The 25,531-nt window shown below is 28.5% G+C and carries 34 protein-coding genes and 2 pseudogenes; 12 read left to right on the forward strand and 24 right to left on the reverse strand.

The features are described from left to right. The 5 genes from MSROBK_RS10005 to MSROBK_RS11195 all read right to left on the reverse strand — a co-directional run. Positions 1-264: hypothetical protein (locus tag MSROBK_RS10005; protein ID WP_159373273.1), on the reverse strand; the 264-nt coding region annotated here is incomplete at its 3' end. 2 nt (positions 265-266) lie between these two features. Further along, the gene (locus tag MSROBK_RS10010) at positions 267-725 is read right to left on the reverse strand and encodes a hypothetical protein (RefSeq protein WP_159373274.1); all 459 of its coding nucleotides are present in this window, start codon (positions 723-725) and stop codon (positions 267-269) included. A 499-nt stretch (positions 726-1,224) separates the two neighbouring features. Continuing rightward, a complete protein-coding gene (locus MSROBK_RS10015; RefSeq protein WP_159373275.1) occupies positions 1,225-1,920 on the reverse strand; it encodes an NHL repeat-containing protein in 696 nt (231 codons plus the stop codon). A gap of 50 nt (positions 1,921-1,970) precedes the next feature. After that, positions 1,971-2,147, reverse strand: a complete 177-nt coding sequence (locus MSROBK_RS10020; protein WP_159373276.1) for a hypothetical protein — start codon at positions 2,145-2,147, stop codon at positions 1,971-1,973. 409 nt (positions 2,148-2,556) lie between these two features. Then, complete coding sequence (locus tag MSROBK_RS11195; protein ID WP_168226814.1) at positions 2,557-2,712, reverse strand: hypothetical protein; 156 nt, start codon at positions 2,710-2,712, stop codon at positions 2,557-2,559. 272 nt (positions 2,713-2,984) lie between these two features. On the opposite strand from MSROBK_RS11195, the gene MSROBK_RS10025 reads away from it, so the two are divergent. The 3 genes and pseudogenes from MSROBK_RS10025 to MSROBK_RS14340 form a co-directional block, all read left to right on the forward strand. Next, positions 2,985-3,188: a hypothetical protein gene (locus MSROBK_RS10025; protein ID WP_040092659.1), complete on the forward strand. Its 204-nt coding sequence runs from the start codon at positions 2,985-2,987 to the stop codon at positions 3,186-3,188. 182 nt (positions 3,189-3,370) lie between these two features. Next, a complete protein-coding gene (locus MSROBK_RS14335; RefSeq protein ID WP_040092446.1) occupies positions 3,371-3,823 on the forward strand; it encodes an IS5 family transposase in 453 nt (150 codons plus the stop codon). A 16-nt stretch (positions 3,824-3,839) separates the two neighbouring features. Then, a pseudogene (locus MSROBK_RS14340) lies at positions 3,840-4,205 on the forward strand (transposase family protein); the annotation flags it as partial. Positions 4,206-4,325: 120 nt separating this feature from the next. Here MSROBK_RS14340 and MSROBK_RS10035 read toward each other — a convergent pair. From MSROBK_RS10035 to MSROBK_RS10070, 8 genes are all read right to left on the reverse strand, one after another. Continuing rightward, a complete protein-coding gene (locus MSROBK_RS10035) occupies positions 4,326-4,499 on the reverse strand; it encodes a lipoprotein (protein ID WP_159373277.1) in 174 nt (57 codons plus the stop codon). Positions 4,500-4,980: 481 nt separating this feature from the next. Then, positions 4,981-5,457: a transposase family protein gene (locus MSROBK_RS14345; protein ID WP_416375027.1), complete on the reverse strand. Its 477-nt coding sequence runs from the start codon at positions 5,455-5,457 to the stop codon at positions 4,981-4,983. Between the two features lie 385 nt (positions 5,458-5,842). Further along, positions 5,843-6,247 carry a hypothetical protein gene (locus MSROBK_RS10045; protein ID WP_040092662.1) on the reverse strand — a complete coding sequence of 135 codons (405 nt, stop codon included), beginning with the start codon at positions 6,245-6,247 and terminating at the stop codon, positions 5,843-5,845. A 123-nt stretch (positions 6,248-6,370) separates the two neighbouring features. Beyond that, positions 6,371-6,715 carry a hypothetical protein gene (locus MSROBK_RS10050; RefSeq protein WP_040092663.1) on the reverse strand — a complete coding sequence of 115 codons (345 nt, stop codon included), beginning with the start codon at positions 6,713-6,715 and terminating at the stop codon, positions 6,371-6,373. A 263-nt stretch (positions 6,716-6,978) separates the two neighbouring features. Then, positions 6,979-7,512: a TraM recognition domain-containing protein gene (locus MSROBK_RS10055; RefSeq protein WP_040092664.1), complete on the reverse strand. Its 534-nt coding sequence runs from the start codon at positions 7,510-7,512 to the stop codon at positions 6,979-6,981. A 133-nt stretch (positions 7,513-7,645) separates the two neighbouring features. Next, the gene (locus MSROBK_RS10060; protein WP_040092665.1) at positions 7,646-8,482 is read right to left on the reverse strand and encodes a type IV secretion system DNA-binding domain-containing protein; all 837 of its coding nucleotides are present in this window, start codon (positions 8,480-8,482) and stop codon (positions 7,646-7,648) included. A gap of 11 nt (positions 8,483-8,493) precedes the next feature. Next, the gene (locus tag MSROBK_RS10065; RefSeq protein WP_133165084.1) at positions 8,494-8,814 is read right to left on the reverse strand and encodes a hypothetical protein; all 321 of its coding nucleotides are present in this window, start codon (positions 8,812-8,814) and stop codon (positions 8,494-8,496) included. A 243-nt stretch (positions 8,815-9,057) separates the two neighbouring features. Continuing rightward, positions 9,058-9,420 carry a transposase family protein gene (locus tag MSROBK_RS10070; RefSeq protein ID WP_084217931.1) on the reverse strand — a complete coding sequence of 121 codons (363 nt, stop codon included), beginning with the start codon at positions 9,418-9,420 and terminating at the stop codon, positions 9,058-9,060. 18 nt (positions 9,421-9,438) lie between these two features. On the opposite strand from MSROBK_RS10070, the gene MSROBK_RS14350 reads away from it, so the two are divergent. Next, positions 9,439-9,891 carry an IS5 family transposase gene (locus MSROBK_RS14350; protein WP_040092647.1) on the forward strand — a complete coding sequence of 151 codons (453 nt, stop codon included), beginning with the start codon at positions 9,439-9,441 and terminating at the stop codon, positions 9,889-9,891. After that, positions 9,876-10,274, forward strand: a complete 399-nt coding sequence (locus MSROBK_RS14355; RefSeq protein ID WP_242441474.1) for a transposase family protein — start codon at positions 9,876-9,878, stop codon at positions 10,272-10,274. Before MSROBK_RS14350 ends, MSROBK_RS14355 begins: the two co-directional genes overlap by 16 nt. A gap of 248 nt (positions 10,275-10,522) precedes the next feature. On the opposite strand, the gene MSROBK_RS10080 is transcribed toward MSROBK_RS14355, so the two are convergent. Further along, positions 10,523-10,708, reverse strand: a complete 186-nt coding sequence (locus tag MSROBK_RS10080; RefSeq protein ID WP_133165085.1) for a hypothetical protein — start codon at positions 10,706-10,708, stop codon at positions 10,523-10,525. A gap of 15 nt (positions 10,709-10,723) precedes the next feature. Continuing rightward, a complete protein-coding gene (locus MSROBK_RS10085; protein WP_227991582.1) occupies positions 10,724-10,969 on the reverse strand; it encodes a hypothetical protein in 246 nt (81 codons plus the stop codon). A gap of 172 nt (positions 10,970-11,141) precedes the next feature. On the opposite strand from MSROBK_RS10085, the gene MSROBK_RS14360 reads away from it, so the two are divergent. Both MSROBK_RS14360 and MSROBK_RS14365 read left to right on the forward strand, forming a co-directional pair. Continuing rightward, positions 11,142-11,594, forward strand: coding sequence for an IS5 family transposase (locus MSROBK_RS14360; protein WP_040092446.1), 453 nt, complete (start codon positions 11,142-11,144; stop codon positions 11,592-11,594). Further along, positions 11,579-11,977, forward strand: coding sequence for a transposase family protein (locus MSROBK_RS14365; RefSeq protein WP_242441474.1), 399 nt, complete (start codon positions 11,579-11,581; stop codon positions 11,975-11,977). Before MSROBK_RS14360 ends, MSROBK_RS14365 begins: the two co-directional genes overlap by 16 nt. 161 nt (positions 11,978-12,138) lie before the next feature. Here the strand turns inward: MSROBK_RS14365 and MSROBK_RS11915 are convergent, their stop codons facing one another. Together MSROBK_RS11915 and MSROBK_RS11920 are read right to left on the reverse strand one after the other, a co-directional pair. Then, positions 12,139-13,389 carry a PTS fructose transporter subunit IIC gene (locus MSROBK_RS11915; RefSeq protein WP_227991260.1) on the reverse strand — a complete coding sequence of 417 codons (1,251 nt, stop codon included), beginning with the start codon at positions 13,387-13,389 and terminating at the stop codon, positions 12,139-12,141. Between the two features lie 2 nt (positions 13,390-13,391). Continuing rightward, positions 13,392-14,330, reverse strand: coding sequence for a fructose PTS transporter subunit IIA (locus MSROBK_RS11920; protein ID WP_227991265.1), 939 nt, complete (start codon positions 14,328-14,330; stop codon positions 13,392-13,394). A 104-nt stretch (positions 14,331-14,434) separates the two neighbouring features. On the opposite strand from MSROBK_RS11920, the gene MSROBK_RS14370 reads away from it, so the two are divergent. Beyond that, positions 14,435-14,887, forward strand: coding sequence for an IS5 family transposase (locus MSROBK_RS14370; protein WP_040092446.1), 453 nt, complete (start codon positions 14,435-14,437; stop codon positions 14,885-14,887). Further along, complete coding sequence (locus tag MSROBK_RS14375; RefSeq protein WP_416375428.1) at positions 14,872-15,270, forward strand: transposase family protein; 399 nt, start codon at positions 14,872-14,874, stop codon at positions 15,268-15,270. Before MSROBK_RS14370 ends, MSROBK_RS14375 begins: the two co-directional genes overlap by 16 nt. Positions 15,271-15,431: 161 nt before the next feature. On the opposite strand, the gene MSROBK_RS11925 is transcribed toward MSROBK_RS14375, so the two are convergent. After that, the gene (locus tag MSROBK_RS11925) at positions 15,432-16,682 is read right to left on the reverse strand and encodes a PTS fructose transporter subunit IIC (protein WP_227991266.1); all 1,251 of its coding nucleotides are present in this window, start codon (positions 16,680-16,682) and stop codon (positions 15,432-15,434) included. Positions 16,683-16,684: 2 nt separating this feature from the next. Then, positions 16,685-17,623: a fructose PTS transporter subunit IIA gene (locus tag MSROBK_RS11930; protein WP_227991265.1), complete on the reverse strand. Its 939-nt coding sequence runs from the start codon at positions 17,621-17,623 to the stop codon at positions 16,685-16,687. 104 nt (positions 17,624-17,727) lie between these two features. Here MSROBK_RS11930 and MSROBK_RS14380 point away from each other — a divergent pair, with 104 nt between their 5' ends. Then, positions 17,728-18,180: an IS5 family transposase gene (locus MSROBK_RS14380; protein WP_040092446.1), complete on the forward strand. Its 453-nt coding sequence runs from the start codon at positions 17,728-17,730 to the stop codon at positions 18,178-18,180. Continuing rightward, a pseudogene (locus MSROBK_RS14385) lies at positions 18,165-18,562 on the forward strand (transposase family protein). The gene MSROBK_RS14380 and the pseudogene MSROBK_RS14385 overlap by 16 nt, the downstream one beginning before the upstream one ends. Positions 18,563-18,811: 249 nt before the next feature. Here MSROBK_RS14385 and MSROBK_RS10115 read toward each other — a convergent pair. After that, the gene (locus tag MSROBK_RS10115) at positions 18,812-19,720 is read right to left on the reverse strand and encodes a type I phosphomannose isomerase catalytic subunit (RefSeq protein WP_040094436.1); all 909 of its coding nucleotides are present in this window, start codon (positions 19,718-19,720) and stop codon (positions 18,812-18,814) included. Between the two features lie 110 nt (positions 19,721-19,830). Between MSROBK_RS10115 and MSROBK_RS10120 the strand changes: the two genes are divergently transcribed. Beyond that, on the forward strand, positions 19,831-20,325 hold the full coding sequence (locus MSROBK_RS10120) for a hypothetical protein (protein WP_040094439.1): 495 nt from the start codon (positions 19,831-19,833) through the stop codon (positions 20,323-20,325). Here the strand turns inward: MSROBK_RS10120 and MSROBK_RS10125 are convergent. The 4 genes from MSROBK_RS10125 to fusA all read right to left on the reverse strand — a co-directional run bounded on the left by MSROBK_RS10125 (position 20,315) and on the right by fusA (position 25,509). Next, positions 20,315-21,334, reverse strand: a complete 1,020-nt coding sequence (locus MSROBK_RS10125; protein ID WP_105629029.1) for a DUF3137 domain-containing protein — start codon at positions 21,332-21,334, stop codon at positions 20,315-20,317. The two genes, MSROBK_RS10120 and MSROBK_RS10125, sit on opposite strands and share 11 nt — an antisense overlap. A gap of 53 nt (positions 21,335-21,387) precedes the next feature. After that, on the reverse strand, positions 21,388-22,002 hold the full coding sequence (locus MSROBK_RS10130) for a LemA family protein (protein WP_040094441.1): 615 nt from the start codon (positions 22,000-22,002) through the stop codon (positions 21,388-21,390). 121 nt (positions 22,003-22,123) lie between these two features. Then, complete coding sequence (tuf, locus tag MSROBK_RS10135) at positions 22,124-23,314, reverse strand: elongation factor Tu (RefSeq protein ID WP_040094444.1); 1,191 nt, start codon at positions 23,312-23,314, stop codon at positions 22,124-22,126. Positions 23,315-23,430: 116 nt separating this feature from the next. Then, positions 23,431-25,509 carry an elongation factor G gene (gene fusA / locus MSROBK_RS10140; RefSeq protein ID WP_040094446.1) on the reverse strand — a complete coding sequence of 693 codons (2,079 nt, stop codon included), beginning with the start codon at positions 25,507-25,509 and terminating at the stop codon, positions 23,431-23,433. Positions 25,510-25,531 lie beyond the last annotated feature (22 nt).

Below are 25,531 nucleotides of genomic sequence, written 5' to 3' on the forward strand. Positions count from 1 at the left end.
TCGTTGTTTCATATTTCGTAGGTGTGTTTGTATTGGATAAGTGCCAATAGTGTTGATTTGATTTTTAATTCAATTTGTGAGTGTTTGGGTTGGAGTAATTCAATGAATTTTACCACCATCAACAAGCCAGTCACGCAAGTTAATTAATTTCGTTTTAAACCGGTCGGGTGACTTGCGGGTGCGTTCAAATTCAAAATAAATTTCACTATCATCATTTTTGATGATGATTAAATCAGGGTAGACATTTAAATTGCCGTTTTTCATTTTTAACTCCCGCTCCGTTTGATAGTTCTCAATATCAGTTTGACTACAAAGTCATTTGATCAACATATCTTGATGGGGAGTTCATAGCAATTTATTTTAATTGCTTTTTTATGTTCTAGGCCAACAAAAGTATTACCTTTATAAGAAAGATAATAATATTGCGATGGGTATGTTGGTCAACTTATTCCATCAATTTTGGTTGGTGTGTCTGAACCCGCAGACAACTTATACGCACCAGTATCAGTAGCATAATAAATACTATTTGAACTATCAATGATAATTCCGTTTATTCATGCACTAATACCATTATTTTTTTTTATTGGTAGGTAGTTGTTGTTTGCGTTAGATGTCAAAGCACTAACATCGCGCTTGACACGAGTTAGTGGTGCATTGGCCAGCAACGGAGTGGGAATGCTTGCTGTCAAGGTTGATATGGTTAAGATACTTAATAATTTTTTCATTTCGTTATTTCCTTTCTGAATTCTCTTTTTAACAAAAAAGAGAATAGCACCACCGCACTATTCCCACATGCAATTTTCCAACATATTTGACAGCACCACAAAGCATATAACACCATCAAATATGTTAAAATTGTCTGTGGAAACGCTAGTTTGTCGCTAGTGTTTCCAAGATACTAAATTGTTTACAAGACAATTTAGTATCACTTTATTAAATTTTAGCAAAAGTAAGGAGATACAAACTACTTATTTATATTATTTTACCATATCTATAAATAGATATGGTTTTTTTATATAAATTGCTATTTATCAAAGTTTTTATTACCTTCTTTCTATCGTTTCTTGTTATTTTTTATATATTTATATAAAAAATAAGTACCAAGAACAAGTACACCACACCAATACTTGAACAATTGCAATAAATGCAATTTCAATGTGAGATAATTTATTACTTAATTCAGGTACGTGCGCAGGTGGTGTTGGTTTAACAATCGGAGTTAATTTATAAACCCCATATCTGTCCCAAAATATACATATCTTTACTATCAATGTCAATAAATCAAACATATCTATTAATATTTTCATTTTTAGTTGCAGTTGTAGAACCCTGTTTAAGCACAAAAGCTCCATCAGCTGTCCCAAAATAAATGTTATCTTTACTATTAATCGCAATAGAAAGAACATTACCACTTATACCATCAATTTTGGTTGGTGTGTCTGAACCCTGTTTCAAAACAAACGTACCATCACTTGTCCCAAAATATACATTATCGTTGTTATCAATTACAATATTATTAACATAGCCAATAATACTATCAATTTTAGTTGCAGTGTCTGACCCCGCGAACAACTTATATGCACCATTATTTGTTCCAAAATATACATTATCTTTACTATCAACTATAATTGTTCTATCATCACTGATACCATTTATTTTTGTTGCAGTTGTAGAACCCTGTTTAAGCACAAAAGCTCCATCAGCTGTCCCAAAATAAATGTTATCTTTACTATTAATCGCAATAGAAAGAACATTACCACTTATACCATCAATTTTGGTTGGTGTTGTTTCCCCGTGTTTCAACACAAACGCACCATTGTTTGTTGCAAAATAAACATTATCGTTGTTATCAATTACAATATTATTAACATAGCCAATAATACTATCAATTTTAGTTGCAGTGTCTGACCCCGCGAACAACTTATATGCACCATCAGCTGTTCCAAAATATACATTATCTTTACTATCAACTATAATAAAAATGTACTATTAATATTTTTTATTTTATTTAATGGTAGGTAGTCGTTGTTGGAATTAGATGTTATAACATCGCGTTTATTACGAGTTAAAGATGTGTTGGCAAGCAACGGAGCAGGAACGTTCGCCGTCAATGTTGTTATGGTTAAGATACTTAGTAATTTTTTCATTTCGTTATTTCCTTTCTGAATTCTCTTTTTAACAAAAAAAGAGAATAACACCACTGCACTATTCCCACACGCAATTTTTAAACATATTTCACAGTAGTACCACAGAAATACTACCAAGAAATATGTTAAAAATTGTCGGTGGAAACACTAGTGACAAGCTAGTGTTTCCACGATACTAAATTGTTTACTAGACAATTTAGTATCACCAAATTTTTATTAAAAATATTTAATTACATAAATATTATATCACTATAAACAATATTGTTTATAGTTTTTTAATTTTAATATTTGGCACAAAAAATATAGAAAAAATTTGCATTTAATACATTTTGATATTTACTATATTTGATACATTTGGGCTAGATACCAAAGATAAAAATATCTTGGTAAGGAAATTATACCCAAATTGTTATTTTTTACCGCAGTTTTTATTTCCCGTGTTAATCGTAAATCACTCATCATCCACTTTTTGAATGGTGAAACTACAATTCAAACACTTTTGTAAATCAACATCAACAATCATTAAATTATGATTTTTAGTATCTTTATTCTCTACTTTTTTCATTGTTATTTGATTTCCTTGATGAGTTCTTCATGGGCTTGTTTTTGCCGCCAATAATATGGGTTCTCCCAAATGCTATTAAAATCATTTTCACTTGTAGTAAAATTTTCAGAATGTTTTATAAAATATTTAATAAATTATCATATAAATTTATTTCTTTTAATCATTTTTCAAATTTATACAAGTAATATCACAAACCAAGTTAATACATTTTACTATGCAAATAGTAAAAATACTATCATACTAGTTAAACCAACAGCAAGTAAGCAAATAGTGTGATAACAGGGGTTGTGTACAGTTGTGATGAAAATTGACAAAAAAATGGGGAGCAAGATACTATTGATTTAACAAATGATATTAAACTTGATGGTTCACAACTAGATACTTATCAAGGTCAATATTTAATAGAAACAGAAGATAATGCAAAAAACAAAAGTAGTTATTATGTTGTTATTAACAAAGATACAGAAAAAGATTAATACACTTAATGAAAATACAAACATTAACTGAAAATGGAAAAATTATTTAAAATATTCATTAGATATTTTAAATAATGTAAAATCTGAAAAAACTGTTATGAGATATATTTATAATAGACTTCTTGCGATACCCTTTTTATTAAAATATTATTATAAAATATAATTTATGAGGACATAAAAATATGAACAATAATAAATTTAATACTCTTAATGATAGAGAATGGTTAAGATTAACAGGAATAAAAAAATCCACTTTTAATAAAATGTTAGATATTTTAAAAGTTGCTGAAATAGAAAAATTTAAAAAAGGTGGTAAAACTAATAAATTATCATTAGAAAATAGATTATTGATGACTTTATTATATTGACGAGAATATCAGACTTATTTTCATCTTGGTAAAAGTTTTGATATTAGTGAGGCTAATTGTTATCGTAATATTAAGTGAATTGAAGATATTTTAATTAAAAACTCTGATTTTCAACAACTTGCTGGTAAAAAAGCACTAATAAATGATTATTTTAATGATAAAACTATTATTATTGATGCTACCGAAACTCCAATCCAACGCCCAAAAAAAGACAAAAACAATCTTATTCTGGTAAAAAGAAAAAACACACGATCAAAACACAAGTAATTATCGAACAAGAAACCAAAAAAATTATTGCAACAAGTTTTTCGCTCGGAAAAAATATGATTATGCTTTATTTAAAGAATCAAAAATCCCAATTTTAAAAAATACCAAATTAATAGTTGATAGTGGTTATCAAGGAATACAAAAAAATCACAATAATGTTCTAATACCTACAAAGAAAACAAAGAAAAACCCTTTAAACAAAGAACAAAAGCAATATAATAGACTAGTTTCAAAAATGAGAATTATTATTGAAAATATTTTTGCTATTCTTAAAAAATTTAAAATTATTACAGAAAAATATCGTAATCGAAGAAAAAGATTTGGTTTAAGATTTAATTTAATTGCCTCAATTTATAATTTACAATTATTATATTTAACATAAAATATTTATTTAAAATTAAATAATTTAAATAATAAATTAATTTTTCGTTGTGGAAAAATATTAAATTTTTAAATAAAAAACATAATTAATTAAAATTATATTTTTCTATTAGTATCTTTTTTACAAATATTTGCAATTTTTAACAAGTAATGCAAGAAGTCTATTAAAGACTTTAATGTCTTTTGCTGTAATACTTTCGTTGCTAAGATTTTTTTTGTTATGACAAGCAACAACATTTGGCGCAACAGTTCCAACTAATGTTATTGTCCCTAAAATACTTAATAGTTTTTTCATTGTTTTTTCCCTCTTTGCTTTTAGTTATATTTATTTAAAATTTAAAAACTAAAATTTAGGCGGGATATGTATCTTACGAAATAAACATAAACATTTTGTATGCAAAAAATTAATTAGAAGGGCAATTTTATAATAAAATTTAATTTTATAAACAATCAACATAATTCTTTCATCTCTATTCTCTACTATTTTTATGTGTTAATAAAAAAACTATAACTTTTAATTATTATATCAAATTATTTAAGTTATTTTAATAATTAGTTTTGACAAAAAGTGGAATCAAGCCTTTACGATTTACTACATAATGCCATATATAATAGACTTCTTGCATTACTTGTTAAAAAATTGCAAATATTTGTAAAAAAGATACTAATAGAAAAATATAATTTTAATTAATTATGTTTTTTATTTAAAAATTTAATATTTTTCCACAACGAAAAATTAATTTATTATTTAAATTATTTAATTTTAAATAAATATTTTATGTTAAATATAATAATTGTAAATTATAAATTGAGGCAATTAAATTAAATCTTAAACCAAATCTTTTTCTTCGATTACGATATTTTTCTGTAATAATTTTAAATTTTTTAAGAATAGCAAAAATATTTTCAATAATAATTCTCATTTTTGAAACTAGTCTATTATATTGCTTTTGTTCTTTGTTTAAAGGGTTTTTCTTTGTTTTCTTTGTAGGTATTAGAACATTATTGTGATTTTTTTGTATTCCTTGATAACCACTATCAACTATTAATTTGGTATTTTTTAAAATTGGGATTTTTGATTCTTTAAATAAAGCATAATCATGTTTTTTTCCGAGCGAAAAACTTGTTGCAATAATTTTTTTGGTTTCTTGTTCGATAATTACTTGTGTTTTGATCGTGTGTTTTTTCTTTTTACCAGAATAAGATTGTTTTTGTCTTTTTTTGGGCGTTGGATTGGAGTTTCGGTAGCATAAATAATAATAGTTTTATCATTAAAATAATCATTTATTAGTGCTTTTTTACCAGCAAGTTGTTGAAAATCAGAGTTTTTAATTAAAATATCTTCAATTCACTTAATATTACGATAACAATTAGCCTCACTAATATCAAAACTTTTACCAAGATGAAAATAAGTCTGATATTCTCGTTAATATAATAAAGTCATCAATAATCTATTTTCTAATGATAATTTATTAGTTTTACCACCCTTTTTAAATTTTTATATTTCAGCAACTTTTAAAATATCTAACATTTTATTAAAAGTGAATTTTTTTATTCCTGTTAATCTTAACCATTCTCTATCATTAAGAGTATTAAATTTATTATTGTTCATATTTTTATGTCCTCATAAATTATATTTTATAATAATATTTTAATAAAAAAGGGTATCGCAAGAAGTCTAGTTAAATAATGCAATTCTTTAATTGCAGTGTTGCAAATCGCTTGATAACCTGCTAAACGATATTTGTTATTATCTCTTGTGTTATAAATTCAGTAGGTAAATAACATATCAATGCCAACCAAAAAGTATTTACCAGTTTTATCAATAAAACACATTATTTTTGGTACACAAATAAATTTGTCATAAATTTTGACTTTGTAGCTAGTTTCGCGGGTAGGGTGTTGGCGAACATATTTTTTCGGAATGTAAAAATTAGAGACATGTTTATTCTTGTCAAGTTGATTAATAACTTTATAGTTCAATCCATTTATCTCCACAAAGTGGTAATTGACTTGTTCTGCTTGCTGTACTAAATTTTCCATAATTTCTGTTCCTTTATTTGGTTTTGAGCGAATTTAACCCCCTTATTAGCGTTGATATTTTCCAAAATGTAATCCCTTCTTTTGGTTAGTTTAAACGCTAATTTAAAGGTAAAAATTTATGATTTATAAATTGTGTTCTTTTTTGATTTGTTCAACGCGTTTTTTATATTCGCGTTGTTTTTCTTTGTCTAAATTGCTGTATCAGCTACGTTTTCATTCCTGACGAACTCTTACCAATTCAAACTTTTTCTTTTCTAACGCCAATTTGTTGGTTATTAGTTTGTATTCTTTTTGTTTTTCTTTAGTTAAGTTTTCAAATCAACCACTTTTTCACTGTTTCTCTCACTGTTTTAAAGCAAGGCGACCAGGGTGGTGTTCGATTTGGTATTGCTTTACCCGACGTTGTTCTTTTTGAACATCATTTTGATCATAATCAATTTTTGTATCAATATAACTTGCTCTGCGCATAACATCATGTCCTTTCTAATAAATATTTTCATAAATAAAAAAATAGGTAGATGACTTTTTTATCATTCTACCTATACACAAAAATTAAAAAATGTTATAATTTAACTGACCTACCAAAAGGTGGGGTTAAATTAATAAGCCCTAGTTAAGTGGTTGTCCCCGCTTAATAGGTGTATAGAAGAATGACTTGCGTGTCATTTTTCTTTTCGTTTATTTAGTTGTGTTTATTATAGCACAGGTAGAGTGTATTATTTATTTAATTGTTAAAATAAATTATCTAAATAAGTTGGGTCAACTTGAATTTTTTTAATAAATAACTTGCCACTCGGTAGAGTGGTTTTTAAATAGCATTCCCCGATTTTAAGGTTTTTAAGGTCATTCGGATGAACAATAAATTCATCCACCGAACGCACCGACCCCATATCAGCCGTGTTGTTTTTAAAATCAAGTTGTCGAGTTAGTTTTTCGGTTTCTTGGGTGCCAAATACACTTGCTATATATTCGGCCGTGTTTGGGTCTTTCAATGAGTGACAAACAATAGTGCTAACATTTCCAAAAATGGTATCTGTTAAATTCATATTGTTTGTTTTTAGGTCATTGATTGTTTGGGAAGATAAGAAACACTGATAATTAAAACTACGCGACTTATTTATCAAGTTGATAATCGTTTCACTCGCAAAGACATTAAACTCATCTAAAACAATGTTAATTTTTTGATTAACTGGTTTTAGCGTGGTTAATTCTTTTAAGTCTTGGATAATGATTTTACCAACTGAACCCGCTAGTTTGGGATACATCAACGAATTGATTACTAAACAAAATCGTTTTATGTTTAGTAATCAATTCTAACAAAGTATTTTTATTGCCCAAACTATTGTTTAGTTGTGTGTTGTAAACATTTAATTGATTAAAAAGACTGTTAATGTCTTTTTAATCAAAATTTGATAATAACGAAATGCTATTGTCATTAAAAGCAATTAATTTTTCTAATTGTTTAATAGGAAAATATTTAACTAAATTATCAAAAGTAATAGCTATATCATTTTTTAAAAGTGTATCAAGCAATAGTAATAAATAATTATGTGCTAAATTTTGATAATACTGTTCGGAAAAGTCAAACAACGACATTATTTTATCCGCTAAAATAACTTTATTTTTATTTGCAAATGGTTTATATTCCGTTGTGCCACCAATTTCTCAAATAAAAGCGTTAGGGTATTGTTGTTTAATTTTTTCAATTAAATCAACATCCCCTTTTCCATCAATAATAATTGTGGTTTCACGGAATTTAAACCTTAACTCTTTTATAATTTGCATTAATGTCGTTGTTTTACCGCTCCCAGTTGTACCAACTAGGAGAGTATGTTGAGTTAAATTTGATTTTATTAAACCAAAGTTTTTATTTAATTTAAGCAAATTACTTTGTTGAATTTGTTTAAATTCTTGTTCTTTTTGTTTTGCTTTTTTCTTTTGTTCATAATCAAACATATCAAAGTGTTGTCATTTTTGATAACCAATAAAACCAGCAACGACAAGCACAACGATAGTGCTGATAATTGCTGAAATTTTAAAGCAAATATCTTTGCTATAAGCAGTTGAAAAGGTTTGTCAAGTAACTGCTTTTAATTTTATTCCTGCATAGCCAAGCGAAATAGTAATATTAATTAAAGCAACTAGCAAGAAAAAAGTTAATATAGCAAAAATAATTCAAAAGATTACTTTTTCAAATTTATTAAGTTTTTTATATCATTGTTTTATTTTCCGCATAAATTTTACTCCTAACTAAATGCTTCTTGTTCTATTTCACTTGCTTCAACATTTAACAGCATTCGGTTATTAGCACCAATCGAAAACAGACATGTTCCCGTTGGTGCGGTTGCAATCGTATCTTTTTGATATTGATTTAATCGCCCACTAGTGGCAATTAAATTATCATAATCTTGTAAATCGCTTGCCGCTAAATGATGAACAAACTGATATAAACAGTTGTTGATTATTCCTTGGGTTTGCGTTTTAATATTCGCATTGCCCATAAAGTCGTTGATATTTTGCGTCATAATATATAAAATACCATTATATTTTCGAATGCGTTTTGTCATTTCAAATAAGAAATTCAACGCTAAGGTATTGTTTTCATTAATCAATAAGTGAGCTTCATCGATGGCAATACAAATTCATTAGACTTCTTGCATTACTTGTTAAAAAATTGCAAATATTTGTAAAAAAGATACTAATAGAAAAATATAATTTTAATTAATTATGTTTTTTATTTAAAAATTTAATATTTTTCCACAACGAAAAATTAATTTATTATTTAAATTATTTAATTTTAAATAAATATTTTATTTTAAATATAATAATTGTAAATTATAAATTGAGGCAATTAAATTAAATCTTAAACCAAATCTTTTTCTTCGATTACGATATTTTTCTGTAATAATTTTAAATTTTTTAAGAATAGCAAAAATATTTTCAATAATAATTCTCATTTTTGAAACTAGTCTATTATATTGCTTTTGTTCTTTGTTTAAAGGGTTTTTCTTTGTTTTCTTTGTAGGTATTAGAACATTATTGTGATTTTTTTGTATTCCTTGATAACCACTATCAACTATTAATTTGGTATTTTTTAAAATTGGGATTTTTGATTCTTTAAATAGACTTCTTGCGATACCCTTTTTTATTAAAATATTATTATAAAATATAATTTATGAGGACATAAAAATATGAACAATAATAAATTTAATACTCTTAATGATAGAGAATGGTTAAGATTAACAGGAATAAAAAAATTCACTTTTAATAAAATGTTAGATATTTTAAAAGTTGCTGAAATAGAAAAATTTAAAAAAGGTGGTAAAACTAATAAATTATCATTAGAAAATAGATTATTGATGACTTTATTATATTGACGAGAATATCAGACTTATTTTCATCTTGGTAAAAGTTTTGATATTAGTGAGGCTAATTGTTATCGTAATATTAAGTGAATTGAAGATATTTTAATTAAAAACTCTGATTTTCAACAACTTGCTGGTAAAAAAGCACTAATAAATGATTATTTTAATGATAAAACTATTATTATTGATGCTACCGAAACTCCAATCCAACGCCCAAAAAAAGACAAAAACAATCTTATTCTGGTAAAAAGAAAAAACACACGATCAAAACACAAGTAATTATCGAACAAGAAACCAAAAAAATTATTGCAACAAGTTTTTCGCTCGGAAAAAAACATGATTATGCTTTATTTAAAGAATCAAAAATCCCAATTTTAAAAAATACCAAATTAATAGTTGATAGTGGTTATCAAGGAATACAAAAAAATCACAATAATGTTCTAATACCTACAAAGAAAACAAAGAAAAACCCTTTAAACAAAGAACAAAAGCAATATAATAGACTAGTTTCAAAAATGAGAATTATTATTGAAAATATTTTTGCTATTCTTAAAAAATTTAAAATTATTACAGAAAAATATCGTAATCGAAGAAAAAGATTTGGTTTAAGATTTAATTTAATTGCCTCAATTTATAATTTACAATTATTATATTTAACATAAAATATTTATTTAAAATTAAATAATTTAAATAATAAATTAATTTTTCGTTGTGGAAAAATATTAAATTTTTAAATAAAAAACATAATTAATTAAAATTATATTTTTCTATTAGTATCTTTTTTACAAATATTTGCAATTTTTTAACAAGTAATGCAAGAAGTCTAATAAATGACTTTTAATAATCAAAAAAATTAATAATGCAAAAATTAAATAACTACCCAAAGCATAACGAAAAGCACTCCTTGTTGCTAACTTCGCATTAAACTTTGGTAATAAAAAACTAATAGTAATAAAACAACAACCATACTTAAACCAACACCAAATTCAATTTCAAAAGTAACAGGTCCATTCGGTTGTGCTCATTGACTACCTAAGGGGTCAAAAAAACCTCAAGGTCCGTTCCAACCACCAAAACTATAACTCATTAAACTCATTGGCGCCTCCATTTGTTACTTTTGCTTTTTCTTTTTTGCCTTTTGCTTTACTGCTAGTTTTTCTGTTTTTTTCTTCTTATGGTTTTTACGAATTTTCTGTCATAAACTTTCAATCTTGACTCTTTCACTATGATTTTCAATTTGATCTGTTTTTCGTTTAAAGAACAAAACAAGCCCAACAACAATTGCTAAAATTACAATGACGATTAATAATGCTGCTCATCACGGAAGAACATCAAACAATGATTTTACCATTAACATCACTTAATTTTCCTCCTTTATAATATCTACCATTATACACAAAAATAAAAAATTAATAACATTCGTTATTAATTTTTTATTTGCTTAACTTCGTTTTGATGATTAGACTTCTTGCGATACCCTTTTTTATTAAAATATTATTATAAAATATAATTTATGAGGACATAAAAATATGAACAATAATAAATTTAATACTCTTAATGATAGAGAATGGTTAAGATTAACAGGAATAAAAAAATCCACTTTTAATAAAATGTTAGATATTTTAAAAGTTGCTGAAATAGAAAAATTTAAAAAAGGTGGTAAAACTAATAAATTATCATTAGAAAATAGATTATTGATGACTTTATTATATTGACGAGAATATCAGACTTATTTTCATCTTGGTAAAAGTTTTGATATTAGTGAGGCTAATTGTTATCGTAATATTAAGTGAATTGAAGATATTTTAATTAAAAACTCTGATTTTCAACAACTTGCTGGTAAAAAAGCACTAATAAATGATTATTTTAATGATAAAACTATTATTATTGATGCTACCGAAACTCCAATCCAACGCCCAAAAAAAGACAAAAACAATCTTATTCTGGTAAAAAGAAAAAACACACGATCAAAACACAAGTAATTATCGAACAAGAAACCAAAAAAATTATTGCAACAAGTTTTTCGCTCGGAAAAAAACATGATTATGCTTTATTTAAAGAATCAAAAATCCCAATTTTAAAAAATACCAAATTAATAGTTGATAGTGGTTATCAAGGAATACAAAAAAATCACAATAATGTTCTAATACCTACAAAGAAAACAAAGAAAAACCCTTTAAACAAAGAACAAAAGCAATATAATAGACTAGTTTCAAAAATGAGAATTATTATTGAAAATATTTTTGCTATTCTTAAAAAATTTAAAATTATTACAGAAAAATATCGTAATCGAAGAAAAAGATTTGGTTTAAGATTTAATTTAATTGCCTCAATTTATAATTTACAATTATTATATTTAACATAAAATATTTATTTAAAATTAAATAATTTAAATAATAAATTAATTTTTCGTTGTGGAAAAATATTAAATTTTTAAATAAAAAACATAATTAATTAAAATTATATTTTTCTATTAGTATCTTTTTTACAAATATTTGCAATTTTTTAACAAGTAATGCAAGAAGTCTATTGTTTTTTAGCGATATTGTTTTTGTTCTCTTTTTTAGCTACTTTAATTTTTTTATCAGCAGCAACTTTATCAGAACGTGTTTTTAAAACAAATTGTTTCATTGAAATTGTTTCACCAGTACGTTTTTTATCAGCAATTTGTCAAAATCCATACATAAAGGCAGTAATTAACGCTCCAATCGCCATAAATAAGAATGCTAATAATGTTCATCCTCAAGCACCAGCTCAACCATAAACACCAGTGTCACCGTTTCCACGACCTAAAGCGGATAAGAACCCAACAATTGGACCACTATGTCCAGCTAAATCAGCAATACCTACTGCTCCAGCTAATCCACCAGCAATCGCTGATCCAACAATATTACTTGGAATAACACGTTTTGGATCATTTACCGCAAACGGAATAGCTCCTTCTGAGATTCCGATGCAACCCATAAAGAACGCTGTTGAACCCATTGTTCGTTGTTCTTCATTATAAAATGGTTTAAAGATTCATGTTGCAATTCCCATTCCCATTGGTGCAACTGGGATTGCAACTGCCATTGCTCCCATTGGAGTATAAATTTTTGAACCAATTAAACCAGTACATGCTAAGAAAGCAACTTTATTAACTGGTCCTCCCATATCAAATCCAGCCATTGCCCCAATTAATAGACCAAAGGCTAATCCAATTGCAACATTAGCAGCATTTGAAGTATTTCCTCATGTTTTTGAAATTCATTCTTGGAATTTTCCCATTACTCATCCAACTGCTGAACCAATTACGAACATCATAATCATTCCATAAATAAATCCAACAACAATTGGAATAAAGAAGATTGGCATTACTGGTTTTAAACCTTTTGGCACGTTTCATGTATTAATTCATTTAACGGTATAACCAACAGCTAATCCAGCCGCAATCGCTCCAATAAATCCAGTTGGCGTATTAACTGCTTCAATCCCTGGTAAAGGATAAAAGTTAGCAGCATTGTTACCAATAAATGAAACAACAATTGCTGGCGCAATTGCAGAACGACCAGCAATTGAGTTAGCAATAAATGCTCCTAAAACAGGAATCATTAACGTAAATGCTGATCCCCCCAAAATATTTAAATAATAGAAAAAGTTCTTAGGATCAGTTAATGGGTCAGTATAGAATAACTCTCCTCAATGTGTTGTTCCTCCTGCTGGGTCAGGAATTCAACCCATCCCTTTTGAAGAACCGTGGAAGTTTTCATAATTAGGACCATAAATTGCTTTCGCCAATCCTAATGAGATAGCAATAAAAATCCCCCCAAGATAACAATTGGCACCATATATGATACCCCTGCCATCAAGTGTTTCATAACTCCAACTTTCTGACCATTATTACCACCACTTTTTGTTGCAAACTCTCCAACTGGTGTAGTTTTTCCCTCCTTTAAAGCAGCATTAATAACTCCTTCAGGGTCTTTAATTGCTTTAGCAACAGGGCAAATATATACCTTTTTTCCACCAAATCTTGCCATATCAAGACCAATATCAGTTGCCGCAATAATTACTTCTGCTCGTTTAATTTCTGCTTCAGTAAAATCGTTACGAATTCCTTCTGCCCCATGCGTTTCAACTTTAATATCATATCCTAATTTTGAACCAGTTTGATTTAATTTATCAGCAGCCAGGAAAGTATGCGCTACTCCTGTTGCACAAGCTGTCATTGCTAAAATCAACGGTTTTTCACCAGTTGGTTTAGTAGTTTCTTTCGTATCGTTTTGATCAGAACCAGCTAATAATGCTGCTTGAATTTTGTCCTTATTTGTTTCAACTTTCATTTCTTTTTTAAAGTTTTCATCCATTAATTTTCGAGTAACTTCACTTAATATTCCTAAATGAATATCACCTGATTTACCCTCAGGAATAATTAAGGCAATTGCCACTTTTGTTGGTTTTCCATCCATTGCTTTTCAATCAATAGCATCTTTAAAACGAATAAACAAAACTGCTTCTTTTTTAACTGCTTTAATCCGCGCATGCGGAATTGCAAAACCATCTTCAAAACCTGTTGAAGATTCTTTTTCACGAGCCTCAAAACCTTTAACAAGTTCGTTCGGGTCAGAAACATACCCTAATGTTTCAGCCAACTTAGCAAGTTCTAAAAAAGCTTCTTCTTTAGTCTTTGCGGTTGAATCTAAAATGATATGCTTCTCATTAAAAATTTTATTATACATATAGTTTTTTCCTCCTTTAAAATATACTCACTTATTAGACTTCTTGCGATACCATTTTTTATTAAAATATTATTATAAAATATAATTTATGAGGACATAAAAATATGAACAATAATAAATTTAATACTCTTAATGATAGAGAATGGTTAAGATTAACAGGAATAAAAAAATCCACTTTTAATAAAATGTTAGATATTTTAAAAGTTGCTGAAATAGAAAAATTTAAAAAAGGTGGTAAAACTAATAAATTATCATTAGAAAATAGATTATTGATGACTTTATTATATTGACGAGAATATCAGACTTATTTTCATCTTGGTAAAAGTTTTGATATTAGTGAGGCTAATTGTTATCGTAATATTAAGTGAATTGAAGATATTTTAATTAAAAACTCTGATTTTCAACAACTTGCTGGTAAAAAAGCACTAATAAATGATTATTTTAATGATAAAACTATTATTATTGATGCTACCGAAACTCCAATCCAACGCCCAAAAAAAGACAAAAACAATCTTATTCTGGTAAAAAGAAAAAACACACGATCAAAACACAAGTAATTATCGAACAAGAAACCAAAAAAATTATTGCAACAAGTTTTTCGCTCGGAAAAAAACATGATTATGCTTTATTTAAAGAATCAAAAATCCCAATTTTAAAAAATACCAAATTAATAGTTGATAGTGGTTATCAAGGAATACAAAAAAATCACAATAATGTTCTAATACCTACAAAGAAAACAAAGAAAAACCCTTTAAACAAAGAACAAAAGCAATATAATAGACTAGTTTCAAAAATGAGAATTATTATTGAAAATATTTTTGCTATTCTTAAAAAATTTAAAATTATTACAGAAAAATATCGTAATCGAAGAAAAAGATTTGGTTTAAAATTTAATTTAATTGCCTCAATTTATAATTTACAATTATTATATTTAACATAAAATATTTATTTAAAATTAAATAATTTAAATAATAAATTAATTTTTCGTTGTGGAAAAATATTAAATTTTTAAATAAAAAACATAATTAATTAAAATTATATTTTTCTATTAGTATCTTTTTTACAAATATTTGCAATTTTTTAACAAGTAATGCAAGAAGTCTATTGTTTTTTAGCGATATTGTTTTTGTTCTCTTTTTTAGCTACTTTAATTTTTTTATCAGCAGCAACTTTATCAGAACGTGTTTTTAAAACAAATTGTTTCATTGAAATTGTTTCACCAGTACGTTTTTTATCAGCAATTTGTCAAAATCCATACATAAAGGCAGTAATTAACGCTCCAATCGCCATAAATAAGAATGCTAATAATGTTCATCCTCAAGCACCAGCTCAACCATAAACACCAGTGTCACCGTTTCCACGACCTAAAGCGGATAAGAACCCAACAATTGGACCACCATGTCCAGCTAAATCAGCAATCCCTACTGCTCCAGCTAATCCACCAGCAATCGCTGATCCAACAATATTACTTGGAATAACACGTTTTGGATCATTTACCGCAAACGGAATAGCTCCTTCTGAGATTCCGATGCAACCCATAAAGAACGCTGTTGAACCCATTGTTCGTTGTTCTTCATTATAAAATGGTTTAAAGATTCATGTTGCAATTCCCATTCCCATTGGTGCAACTGGGATTGCAACTGCCATTGCTCCCATTGGAGTATAAATTTTTGAACCAATTAAACCAGTACATGCTAAGAAAGCAACTTTATTAACTGGTCCTCCCATATCAAATCCAGCCATTGCCCCAATTAATAGACCAAAGGCTAATCCAATTGCAACATTAGCAGCATTTGAAGTATTTCCTCATGTTTTTGAAATTCATTCTTGGAATTTTCCCATTACTCATCCAACTGCTGAACCAATTACGAACATCATAATCATTCCATAAATAAATCCAACAACAATTGGAATAAAGAAGATTGGCATTACTGGTTTTAAACCTTTTGGCACGTTTCATGTATTAATTCATTTAACGGTATAACCAACAGCTAATCCAGCCGCAATCGCTCCAATAAATCCAGTTGGCGTATTAACTGCTTCAATCCCTGGTAAAGGATAAAAGTTAGCAGCATTGTTACCAATAAATGAAACAACAATTGCTGGCGCAATTGCAGAACGACCAGCAATTGAGTTAGCAATAAATGCTCCTAAAACAGGAATCATTAACGTAAATGCTGATCCCCCCAAAATATTTAAATAATAGAAAAAGTTCTTAGGATCAGTTAATGGGTCAGTATAGAATAACTCTCCTCAATGTGTTGTTCCTCCTGCTGGGTCAGGAATTCAACCCATCCCTTTTGAAGAACCGTGGAAGTTTTCATAATTAGGACCATAAATTGCTTTCGCCAATCCTAATGAGATAGCAATAAAAATCCCCCCAAGATAACAATTGGCACCATATATGATACCCCTGCCATCAAGTGTTTCATAACTCCAACTTTCTGACCATTATTACCACCACTTTTTGTTGCAAACTCTCCAACTGGTGTAGTTTTTCCCTCCTTTAAAGCAGCATTAATAACTCCTTCAGGGTCTTTAATTGCTTTAGCAACAGGGCAAATATATACCTTTTTTCCACCAAATCTTGCCATATCAAGACCAATATCAGTTGCCGCAATAATTACTTCTGCTCGTTTAATTTCTGCTTCAGTAAAATCGTTACGAATTCCTTCTGCCCCATGCGTTTCAACTTTAATATCATATCCTAATTTTGAACCAGTTTGATTTAATTTATCAGCAGCCAGGAAAGTATGCGCTACTCCTGTTGCACAAGCTGTCATTGCTAAAATCAACGGTTTTTCACCAGTTGGTTTAGTAGTTTCTTTCGTATCGTTTTGATCAGAACCAGCTAATAATGCTGCTTGAATTTTGTCCTTATTTGTTTCAACTTTCATTTCTTTTTTAAAGTTTTCATCCATTAATTTTCGAGTAACTTCACTTAATATTCCTAAATGAATATCACCTGATTTACCCTCAGGAATAATTAAGGCAATTGCCACTTTTGTTGGTTTTCCATCCATTGCTTTTCAATCAATAGCATCTTTAAAACGAATAAACAAAACTGCTTCTTTTTTAACTGCTTTAATCCGCGCATGCGGAATTGCAAAACCATCTTCAAAACCTGTTGAAGATTCTTTTTCACGAGCCTCAAAACCTTTAACAAGTTCGTTCGGGTCAGAAACATACCCTAATGTTTCAGCCAACTTAGCAAGTTCTAAAAAAGCTTCTTCTTTAGTCTTTGCGGTTGAATCTAAAATGATATGCTTCTCATTAAAAATTTTATTATACATATAGTTTTTTCCTCCTTTAAAATATACTCACTTATTAGACTTCTTGCGATACCATTTTTTATTAAAATATTATTATAAAATATAATTTATGAGGACATAAAAATATGAACAATAATAAATTTAATACTCTTAATGATAGAGAATGGTTAAGATTAACAGGAATAAAAAAATCCACTTTTAATAAAATGTTAGATATTTTAAAAGTTGCTGAAATAGAAAAATTTAAAAAAGGTGGTAAAACTAATAAATTATCATTAGAAAATAGATTATTGATGACTTTATTATATTGACGAGAATATCAGACTTATTTTCATCTTGGTAAAAGTTTTGATATTAGTGAGGCTAATTGTTATCGTAATATTAAGTGAATTGAAGATATTTTAATTAAAAACTCTGATTTTCAACAACTTGCTGGTAAAAAAGCACTAATAAATGATTATTTTAATGATAAAACTATTATTATTGATGCTACCGAAACTCCAATCCAACGCCCAAAAAAAGACAAAAACAATCTTATTCTGGTAAAAAGAAAAAACACACGATCAAAACACAAGTAATTATCGAACAAGAAACCAAAAAAATTATTGCAACAAGTTTTTCGCTCGGAAAAAAACATGATTATGCTTTATTTAAAGAATCAAAAATCCCAATTTTAAAAAATACCAAATTAATAGTTGATAGTGGTTATCAAGGAATACAAAAAAATCACAATAATGTTCTAATACCTACAAAGAAAACAAAAAAAACCCTTTAAACAAAGAACAAAAGCAATATAATAGACTAGTTTCAAAAATGAGAATTATTATTGAAAATATTTTTGCTATTCTTAAAAAATTTAAAATTATTACAGAAAAATATCGTAATCGAAGAAAAAGATTTGGTTTAAAATTTAATTTAATTGCCTCAATTTATAATTTACAATTATTATATTTAACATAAAATATTTATTTAAAATTAAATAATTTAAATAATAAATTAATTTTTCGTTGTGGAAAAATATTAAATTTTTAAATAAAAAACATAATTAATTAAAATTATATTTTTCTATTAGTATCTTTTTTACAAATATTTGCAATTTTTTAACAAGTAATGCAAGAAGTCTATTATATCAAAAAAATACTTAAAAAAATCTATTTTTTTAAAAAAACTGGAATTTTTTTCTATAAAAAATGGTTTTGAATAAACCACTTATTTCTTATAACTTAGTAAGGCTTTCCCATTAACCTTAACCGTAATCTTTTGATTTAAATCAACAATAATTGCTGATTCACCAGCTTTAAGCGTTTCTGTTCCAATTGTAATTTCCCCTTCAACAACTGTTACTTTCCCTCATTGCACTAATGATAAATCAAGGACCTGCGTTTTTGTTAATAAGTGTAAGGTAAAATATTGATTATCAACCAATATTCCTTCTATAATATGTTGGACTTGTTCATTTGAATCTGGAACTGTTGTTACATCAAAACACTCTTGCAAATGTAAGGGACGCAAGTTCCCGTCTTTATCGGCTCGATTAAAATCATAAAAACGATATGTCACATCGGATGAACGCTGTAACTCAAAAACAGTCACTCTCGGTGTTATTGCATGAACTTTTCCCGGTGGGACATATAAAAAATCACCTTTCTTAACTTTTACTTTAGTAAATAATTGTTCTCATACTTTTTGTTCCACCATTGTAATCAATTCCGTTTTGGTTTGTGCTTGATGACCATAAATCATTGTGGCATCAGATGGACAATCAAGAATATATCAACATTCTGGTTTTCCCAACATCTTATTGTGCTTTAAACTATATTCATCATCAGGATGCACTTGCACCGATAAATAATCATTTGCTGTAATAATTTTTGACAATAACGGAAACTCGCTTTCCGTAGTGCCAAAATATTCAGGATGGTTTTTATAAAATGATTTTAATGACGTTCCTTGCTCTGGGCCAGTTGCAATATAACTCATACCATTATCTAACGCACTAATAACTCATGCTTCGCCATATAAATCATTTGTTGGTAATTGAAACCCAAAATCCTTCAACTTGTGGCCCCCTCATAATCGTTCAGAAAAAAACGGGGTTACTTTAATTACTTTATACATAAATGTCCTCCTTAGGTTTTCATTTATATTTAACCATAAAAACCGAAAAAATAATATTATCTTATCAATTTATAGTAAGATATAAATAACTAGCAGAAAAGGAGTTCAAAATGGAAATTATTAATATTCGTAGCTATCTTAAAAAAATAAAGTGGCATTTGTTATGGCTTCTTGCCGCTTTAGGGTTGGTTACAATTATCTTTTTAATTATCTTTTTATTACAGAAAAAAATGTCAGCCCAAGATAAATTAATGTACTGTTCAATTTTTATTGTCATTAATTTGTTGCTATTATTTATTAACTATTTAATTATCAAAAACCCCTTTGTTTTTTCAAAAATTTATTGTTATAATAGTGAAAAAAATAGATTAAGTCTAAGTTTTTACTTTTATATTTTTGTTTTTATTATTACCCTTGTTTTTTTCTTTTTAACAATTGTTTCAATCCAACTAATTTTAAAAACAACTTTTAACAATGCAATTAAACAATTATGATATGCTGGTTTTGGTTATGCCTTATGAAGTTGTTCTATTATTGGTGATTTTAATACAGTAAATTTAATTATCTTAAACCGACCAATTCCCCCATCAAAACCTAATTCTTAAAATCATAGGCCTCAATTAACTGCAATGATTTTAATAATCATTCTAAATCATTACGAATAACATTAACAACATTGGTTATCGCTTTTTGGTAAGTTCCAACAAAAGAAAAACCAAGCAACATCCCCGTTATATCATTAAAACTATTAACATTATAATTATTGAAAGCAATTGTAATATAACCACCATCAAATTGCATTAAGGGGATTTTCTTATTGTTATTAGCTAATTCAATTAGATTAACCATTACTTTTGGGGTTAATAGTTTTCGAATTAGAATTTGATCATTTGCATTAACAGCAAATATTTTTTCAAATTCTGTTGATTCTAAGTCCGCATTATCTTTTGATTTAAAGATTTTTAAAAAAGTTCGCATTGCCTTAATTGTCGCAATTAACATTCATGGTTCATTAACATCAATTATTAAATATGGATAACGTGTATAAATAATATCTTTGCTTTTCCCCATATCAATTACTTCTTTACGGGTTAAAGTTCCAAACGAATAATTAACATTTGTTGTTTGAAAGTTAATAACATAATCTTGTCTAATTTCACTTTTTGCTGGGACTCCAACATGGGGAAAAAGATCAAACTCTTTTTTAACGGTGTCAACTTGATATTTCTTTGTTGTGATAGCATCTAATTCTGTTTGGTAGAATTTTGCTAAGGGTAATTCTTGAATAATAAGTTTTTGTAATTTAATTGCTTTTCAATATTTAAATGTTAAATATCCAGCACCACTTAACGAACCTAAACTAGCAAGAAAAATGAGAACTTGACCAGTAATTCCCACCGAATTTAGAGCTGCTAAAAAGAACAAACTAAGCTTAATAAAAGTTATTATTAATAAAAATCATAATAAAAATGTAATTATTACTAAAAACCAATTCAAAAACATATAGCGCTTTTTAAAATATTTAAAATTAATATTTGTTAATTTATATTTCATAACCAGGTCGGTAAACTCTTGTGTAACAACCGCTTCTAAAGGTAATATATTATTTTCCATTGCTTCCTTTTAATTCCCCCATTAATTTAAAAAATAGAATTAGGAACAACTAATTATTGTCCTAAATCTATTTTAACATCTTGACAATCAACAGCATCTGCTTCAAAATATAAGAACGTGTTTAAACGTAATGAACTTGCCGCAACATTTGATGGCCAAGTTTTTAAACTTGCATTAAAATCACGAACTGCTGAATTATAAAAACGACGAGCAGCAGCAATATTGTCTTCGCAATCTTTAATTCCTGTTTGTAATTCAATAACACTATTGTTTGCTTTTAAATCTGGATAATTTTCTAATAAAACATTAATTTTCCCCGCTTGACTAGTAATTGCATTATTAACCTTATCTAATTCTTTAACATTTAAGTTTTGATTAGTTTTATTTCTTAGCTCAACAACTGCTGTCAAAGTATCTTTTTCATACTTCATATATTGTTTTGTACTGTCAATTAATTTTGTTAACATATCAACTCTTCGCTTTAATTGAACGTCAATATCTGATGCTGTTTCCTCAATTTTTTCTTTATTACGAATCAAATTATTTCTTGATAAAATAAATAAGAAAATTGGAAAAATTAAAATAAACCAAATATAAACAAAGAATTTGCCAAAAAAACTACTTTTTGCTGCAACTTCTGCATTATTTACTGTTGGATTATATCCCATTTTTGTTCCTCCTTTACGGGCCTATTTGTTAATCATTATATAAGAAAATAATAATAAAAACAAGATAAAATTTTAAATAATAAAAAATAGCTCGTACTTGAGCTATTTTTAAAAAAGTTAATTATTTAATAATTGAAACAACTGTTCCGGCACCGATTGTACGACCACCTTCACGAATTGAGAATTTTGTTCCTTCTTCAATCGCAACTGGGGCAATTAATTCAACTGTCATTTCAACATTATCAGCTGGCATAACCATTTCTACTCCAGCTGGTAATTTAATTGAACCTGTAACATCAGTTGTACGGAAATAAAATTGTGGACGGTAATTTCCGAAGAATGGTGTATGACGCCCTCCTTCTTCTTTACTTAAAACATAAACTTGTGCTTTAAATTCTTTATGTGGTTTAACTGAACCTGGTTTTGCAATAACTTGCCCACGTTCAACATCGTCGCGGTTTACTCCACGTAATAAAATCCCAACATTGTCTCCAGCTTTAGCGTCATCTAATAATTTTCTGAACATTTCTAAACCTGTTGCAACAACTTTTTTAGTGTCTTCTTTTAATCCAATAATTTCAACTTCTTCATTAACTTTAACAACCCCACGTTCAACACGTCCTGTTGCAACTGTTCCACGTCCTGTAATTGTGAAAACATCTTCAACTGGCATCATAAATGGTTTTGCGATATCTCTTTCTGGTTCTGGAATTCAAGTATCAATTGCATCCATTAATTCCATAATTTTTTCTTCTCATTGAGGATCACCTTCAAGTGCTTTTAACGCTGATCCTCTAATAACTGGGTTATTTTCTCCATCAAATCCGTATTCACTTAATAGGTCTCTAACTTCCATTTCAACTAAGTCGATCATTTCAGTATCGTCACCCATCATGTCACATTTGTTTAAGAAAACAACCATTTTTGGTACACCAACTTGTCTTGATAATAAGATATGTTCTCTTGTTTGAGGCATTGGCCCATCAGTTGCCGCAACAACTAAAATCGCACCATCCATTTGTGCGGCCCCTGTAATCATGTTTTTAACATAATCGGCATGGCCTGGACAGTCAACATGAGCATAATGTCTTTTTTCAGTACGGTATTCAACGTGTGAAGTATTAATTGTAATTCCACGTTCTTTTTCTTCAGGTGCTTTATCGATATTATCATATCCTTGTGCTTCTGCAAATCCTTTTTTAGCTAATACAGTCGTAATAGCTGCTGTTAAAGTTGTTTTACCGTGGTCAACGTGACCAATTGTTCCAACGTTTATGTGTGGTAAACTTCTATCAAATTTTTGTTTTGCCATTTTAATCTTTTCCTCCTATATTTAATATACAAATGTCATAACTATTCTAAATTAATTTGTCTTGCTTTGCAATCCTTTTTTAATAATGGTGGATAAAAACCATCGGTGTAATAACCTTATTCAGCTGATTTTCCAGCTTTTTTAATAATTTCTTCGGTAACTGATTTTGGTGCTTCTTGATAGTGTGAGAATAACATTGTGTATGTTCCTCGCCCTTGTGTAAAGCTTCGTAAATCAGTTGCATATCCAAACATTTCTGATAATGGAACTTTTGCCTTAACAACTTGGGCATTTCCACGTTGATCATTTCCTTCGATTTGACCACGACGTGATGATAAGTTCCCCATTACATCTCCATAGTATTCTTCTGGAACAGTAACTTCAACCGCCATAATTGGTTCTAAAATAACTGGTTTAGATTTTTTTGCCGCTTCTTTTAAAGCTAAACTAGCAGCAAATTCATACGCCATTTGTGATGAATCGACATCATGATATGACCCATCAAATAAAGTTGCTTTAATATCAATCATTGGATACCCTGCTAATTTACCAGTTTGCATTGATTCTTCAATTCCTTTTTTAACAGAACCAATAAATTCTTTGGGAATTTTTCCCCCAACAATTGCATCAACGAATTCAAAACCTTTATCATGGTTTGGTTCAAACTTAATTCATACGTGACCATATTGTCCACGTCCTCCTGATTGCTTAATGTATTTTCCTTCTACTTCCGCGCTATCTTTGAAGGTTTCACGATATGAAACTTGTGGTGCTCCAACATTGGTTTCCACCTTAAATTCACGTTTCATTCGATCAACTAGAATGTCTAAGTGCAACTCACCCATTCCAGAAATAATTGTTTGCCCTGTTTCTTCATTTGTTCATGTTCTAAATGTTGGATCTTCTTCTGCTAATTTTTGTAATGCTAAACTCATTTTTTCTTGGTCTGCTTTTGTTTTTGGTTCTAACGCTAAACTAATAACTGGTTCTGGGAAAACCATTGATTCTAAGATTACTTCATTTTTTTCATCACAAAGAGTATCTCCCGTTGTTGTTAACTTTAGCCCAACTGCAGCAGCAATATCACCCGCATAAACTTCTTCAATTTCTTCACGATTATTAGCGTGCATTTTTAATAACCGTCCAATTCGTTCACTCTTATCTTTTGTTGAGTTTAAAACAGAACTTCCTTTTTTTAATACTCCTGAATAAACTCGGAAAAATGTTAATTTTCCAACAAAAGGATCAGTCATAATTTTAAATGCTAACGCTGAAAATGGTTCACTATCATTTGCATGACGTTCAACTTCTGTTCCGTTTGCTAATACTCCTTTAATCGCTGGAATATCAACTGGCGAAGGTAAGTAGTCAATTACCCCATCCAACAGTAATTTAACTCCTTTATTTTTAAAGGCACTTCCACAAAAGACTGGAAAAAAGTCTCCCGTTAATGTTGCCGCACGAATTGCACTTTTAATTTCAGGAATTGTAATTTCATTACCATCCAAGTATTTTAGCATTGACTCTTCATTGAAATTAACAACTGCTTCAATTAATCTTGTACGATATTCTTCCACTAAATCTTTTAAATCATCAGGAATTGGAATTTCTTGGGCTTCTTCATTTGCTGCTCCATCGTAATGGTAAGCTTTACGTTCCACAATATCAATGATTCCTGAAAATTGATCTTCTGCGCCAATTGGGATTTGCACTGGATGTGCATTTGCTTGTAAACGGTCATGAATTGTTTTTACTGAGTATAAAAAGTCAGCTCCAATTTTATCCATTTTGTTAACAAAGACAACTCGTGGTACCCCATAAGTTGTTGCTTGTCTTCAAACGGTTTCTGTTTGGGGTTCAACTCCTGATTGTCCATCAAGAACAGCAACTGCTCCGTCTAATACTCGCAATGATCTTTCTACTTCCACAGTAAAGTCAACGTGACCTGGAGTATCAATAATATTTAAACGCATATTTTTTCAAAAGGCTGTTGTTGCCGCAGAAGTAATTGTAATTCCACGCTCTTGTTCTTGGGCCATTCAGTCCATTTGACTAGCCCCATCATGTGTTTCTCCAATTTTATGAATTTTACCAGTATGGAATAAAATCCGCTCTGTTGTTGTAGTTTTCCCAGCATCAATGTGCGCCATAATTCCAATATTTCTCGTATTTTCTAGAGAATATTCTCTTGCCATTTTTAGATTCCTTTCTATGTTT

The organism is Spiroplasma poulsonii, from assembly GCF_009866525.1.
In the GTDB taxonomy this organism is placed as follows: domain Bacteria; phylum Bacillota_I; class Bacilli_A; order Mycoplasmatales; family Mycoplasmataceae; genus Spiroplasma; species Spiroplasma poulsonii.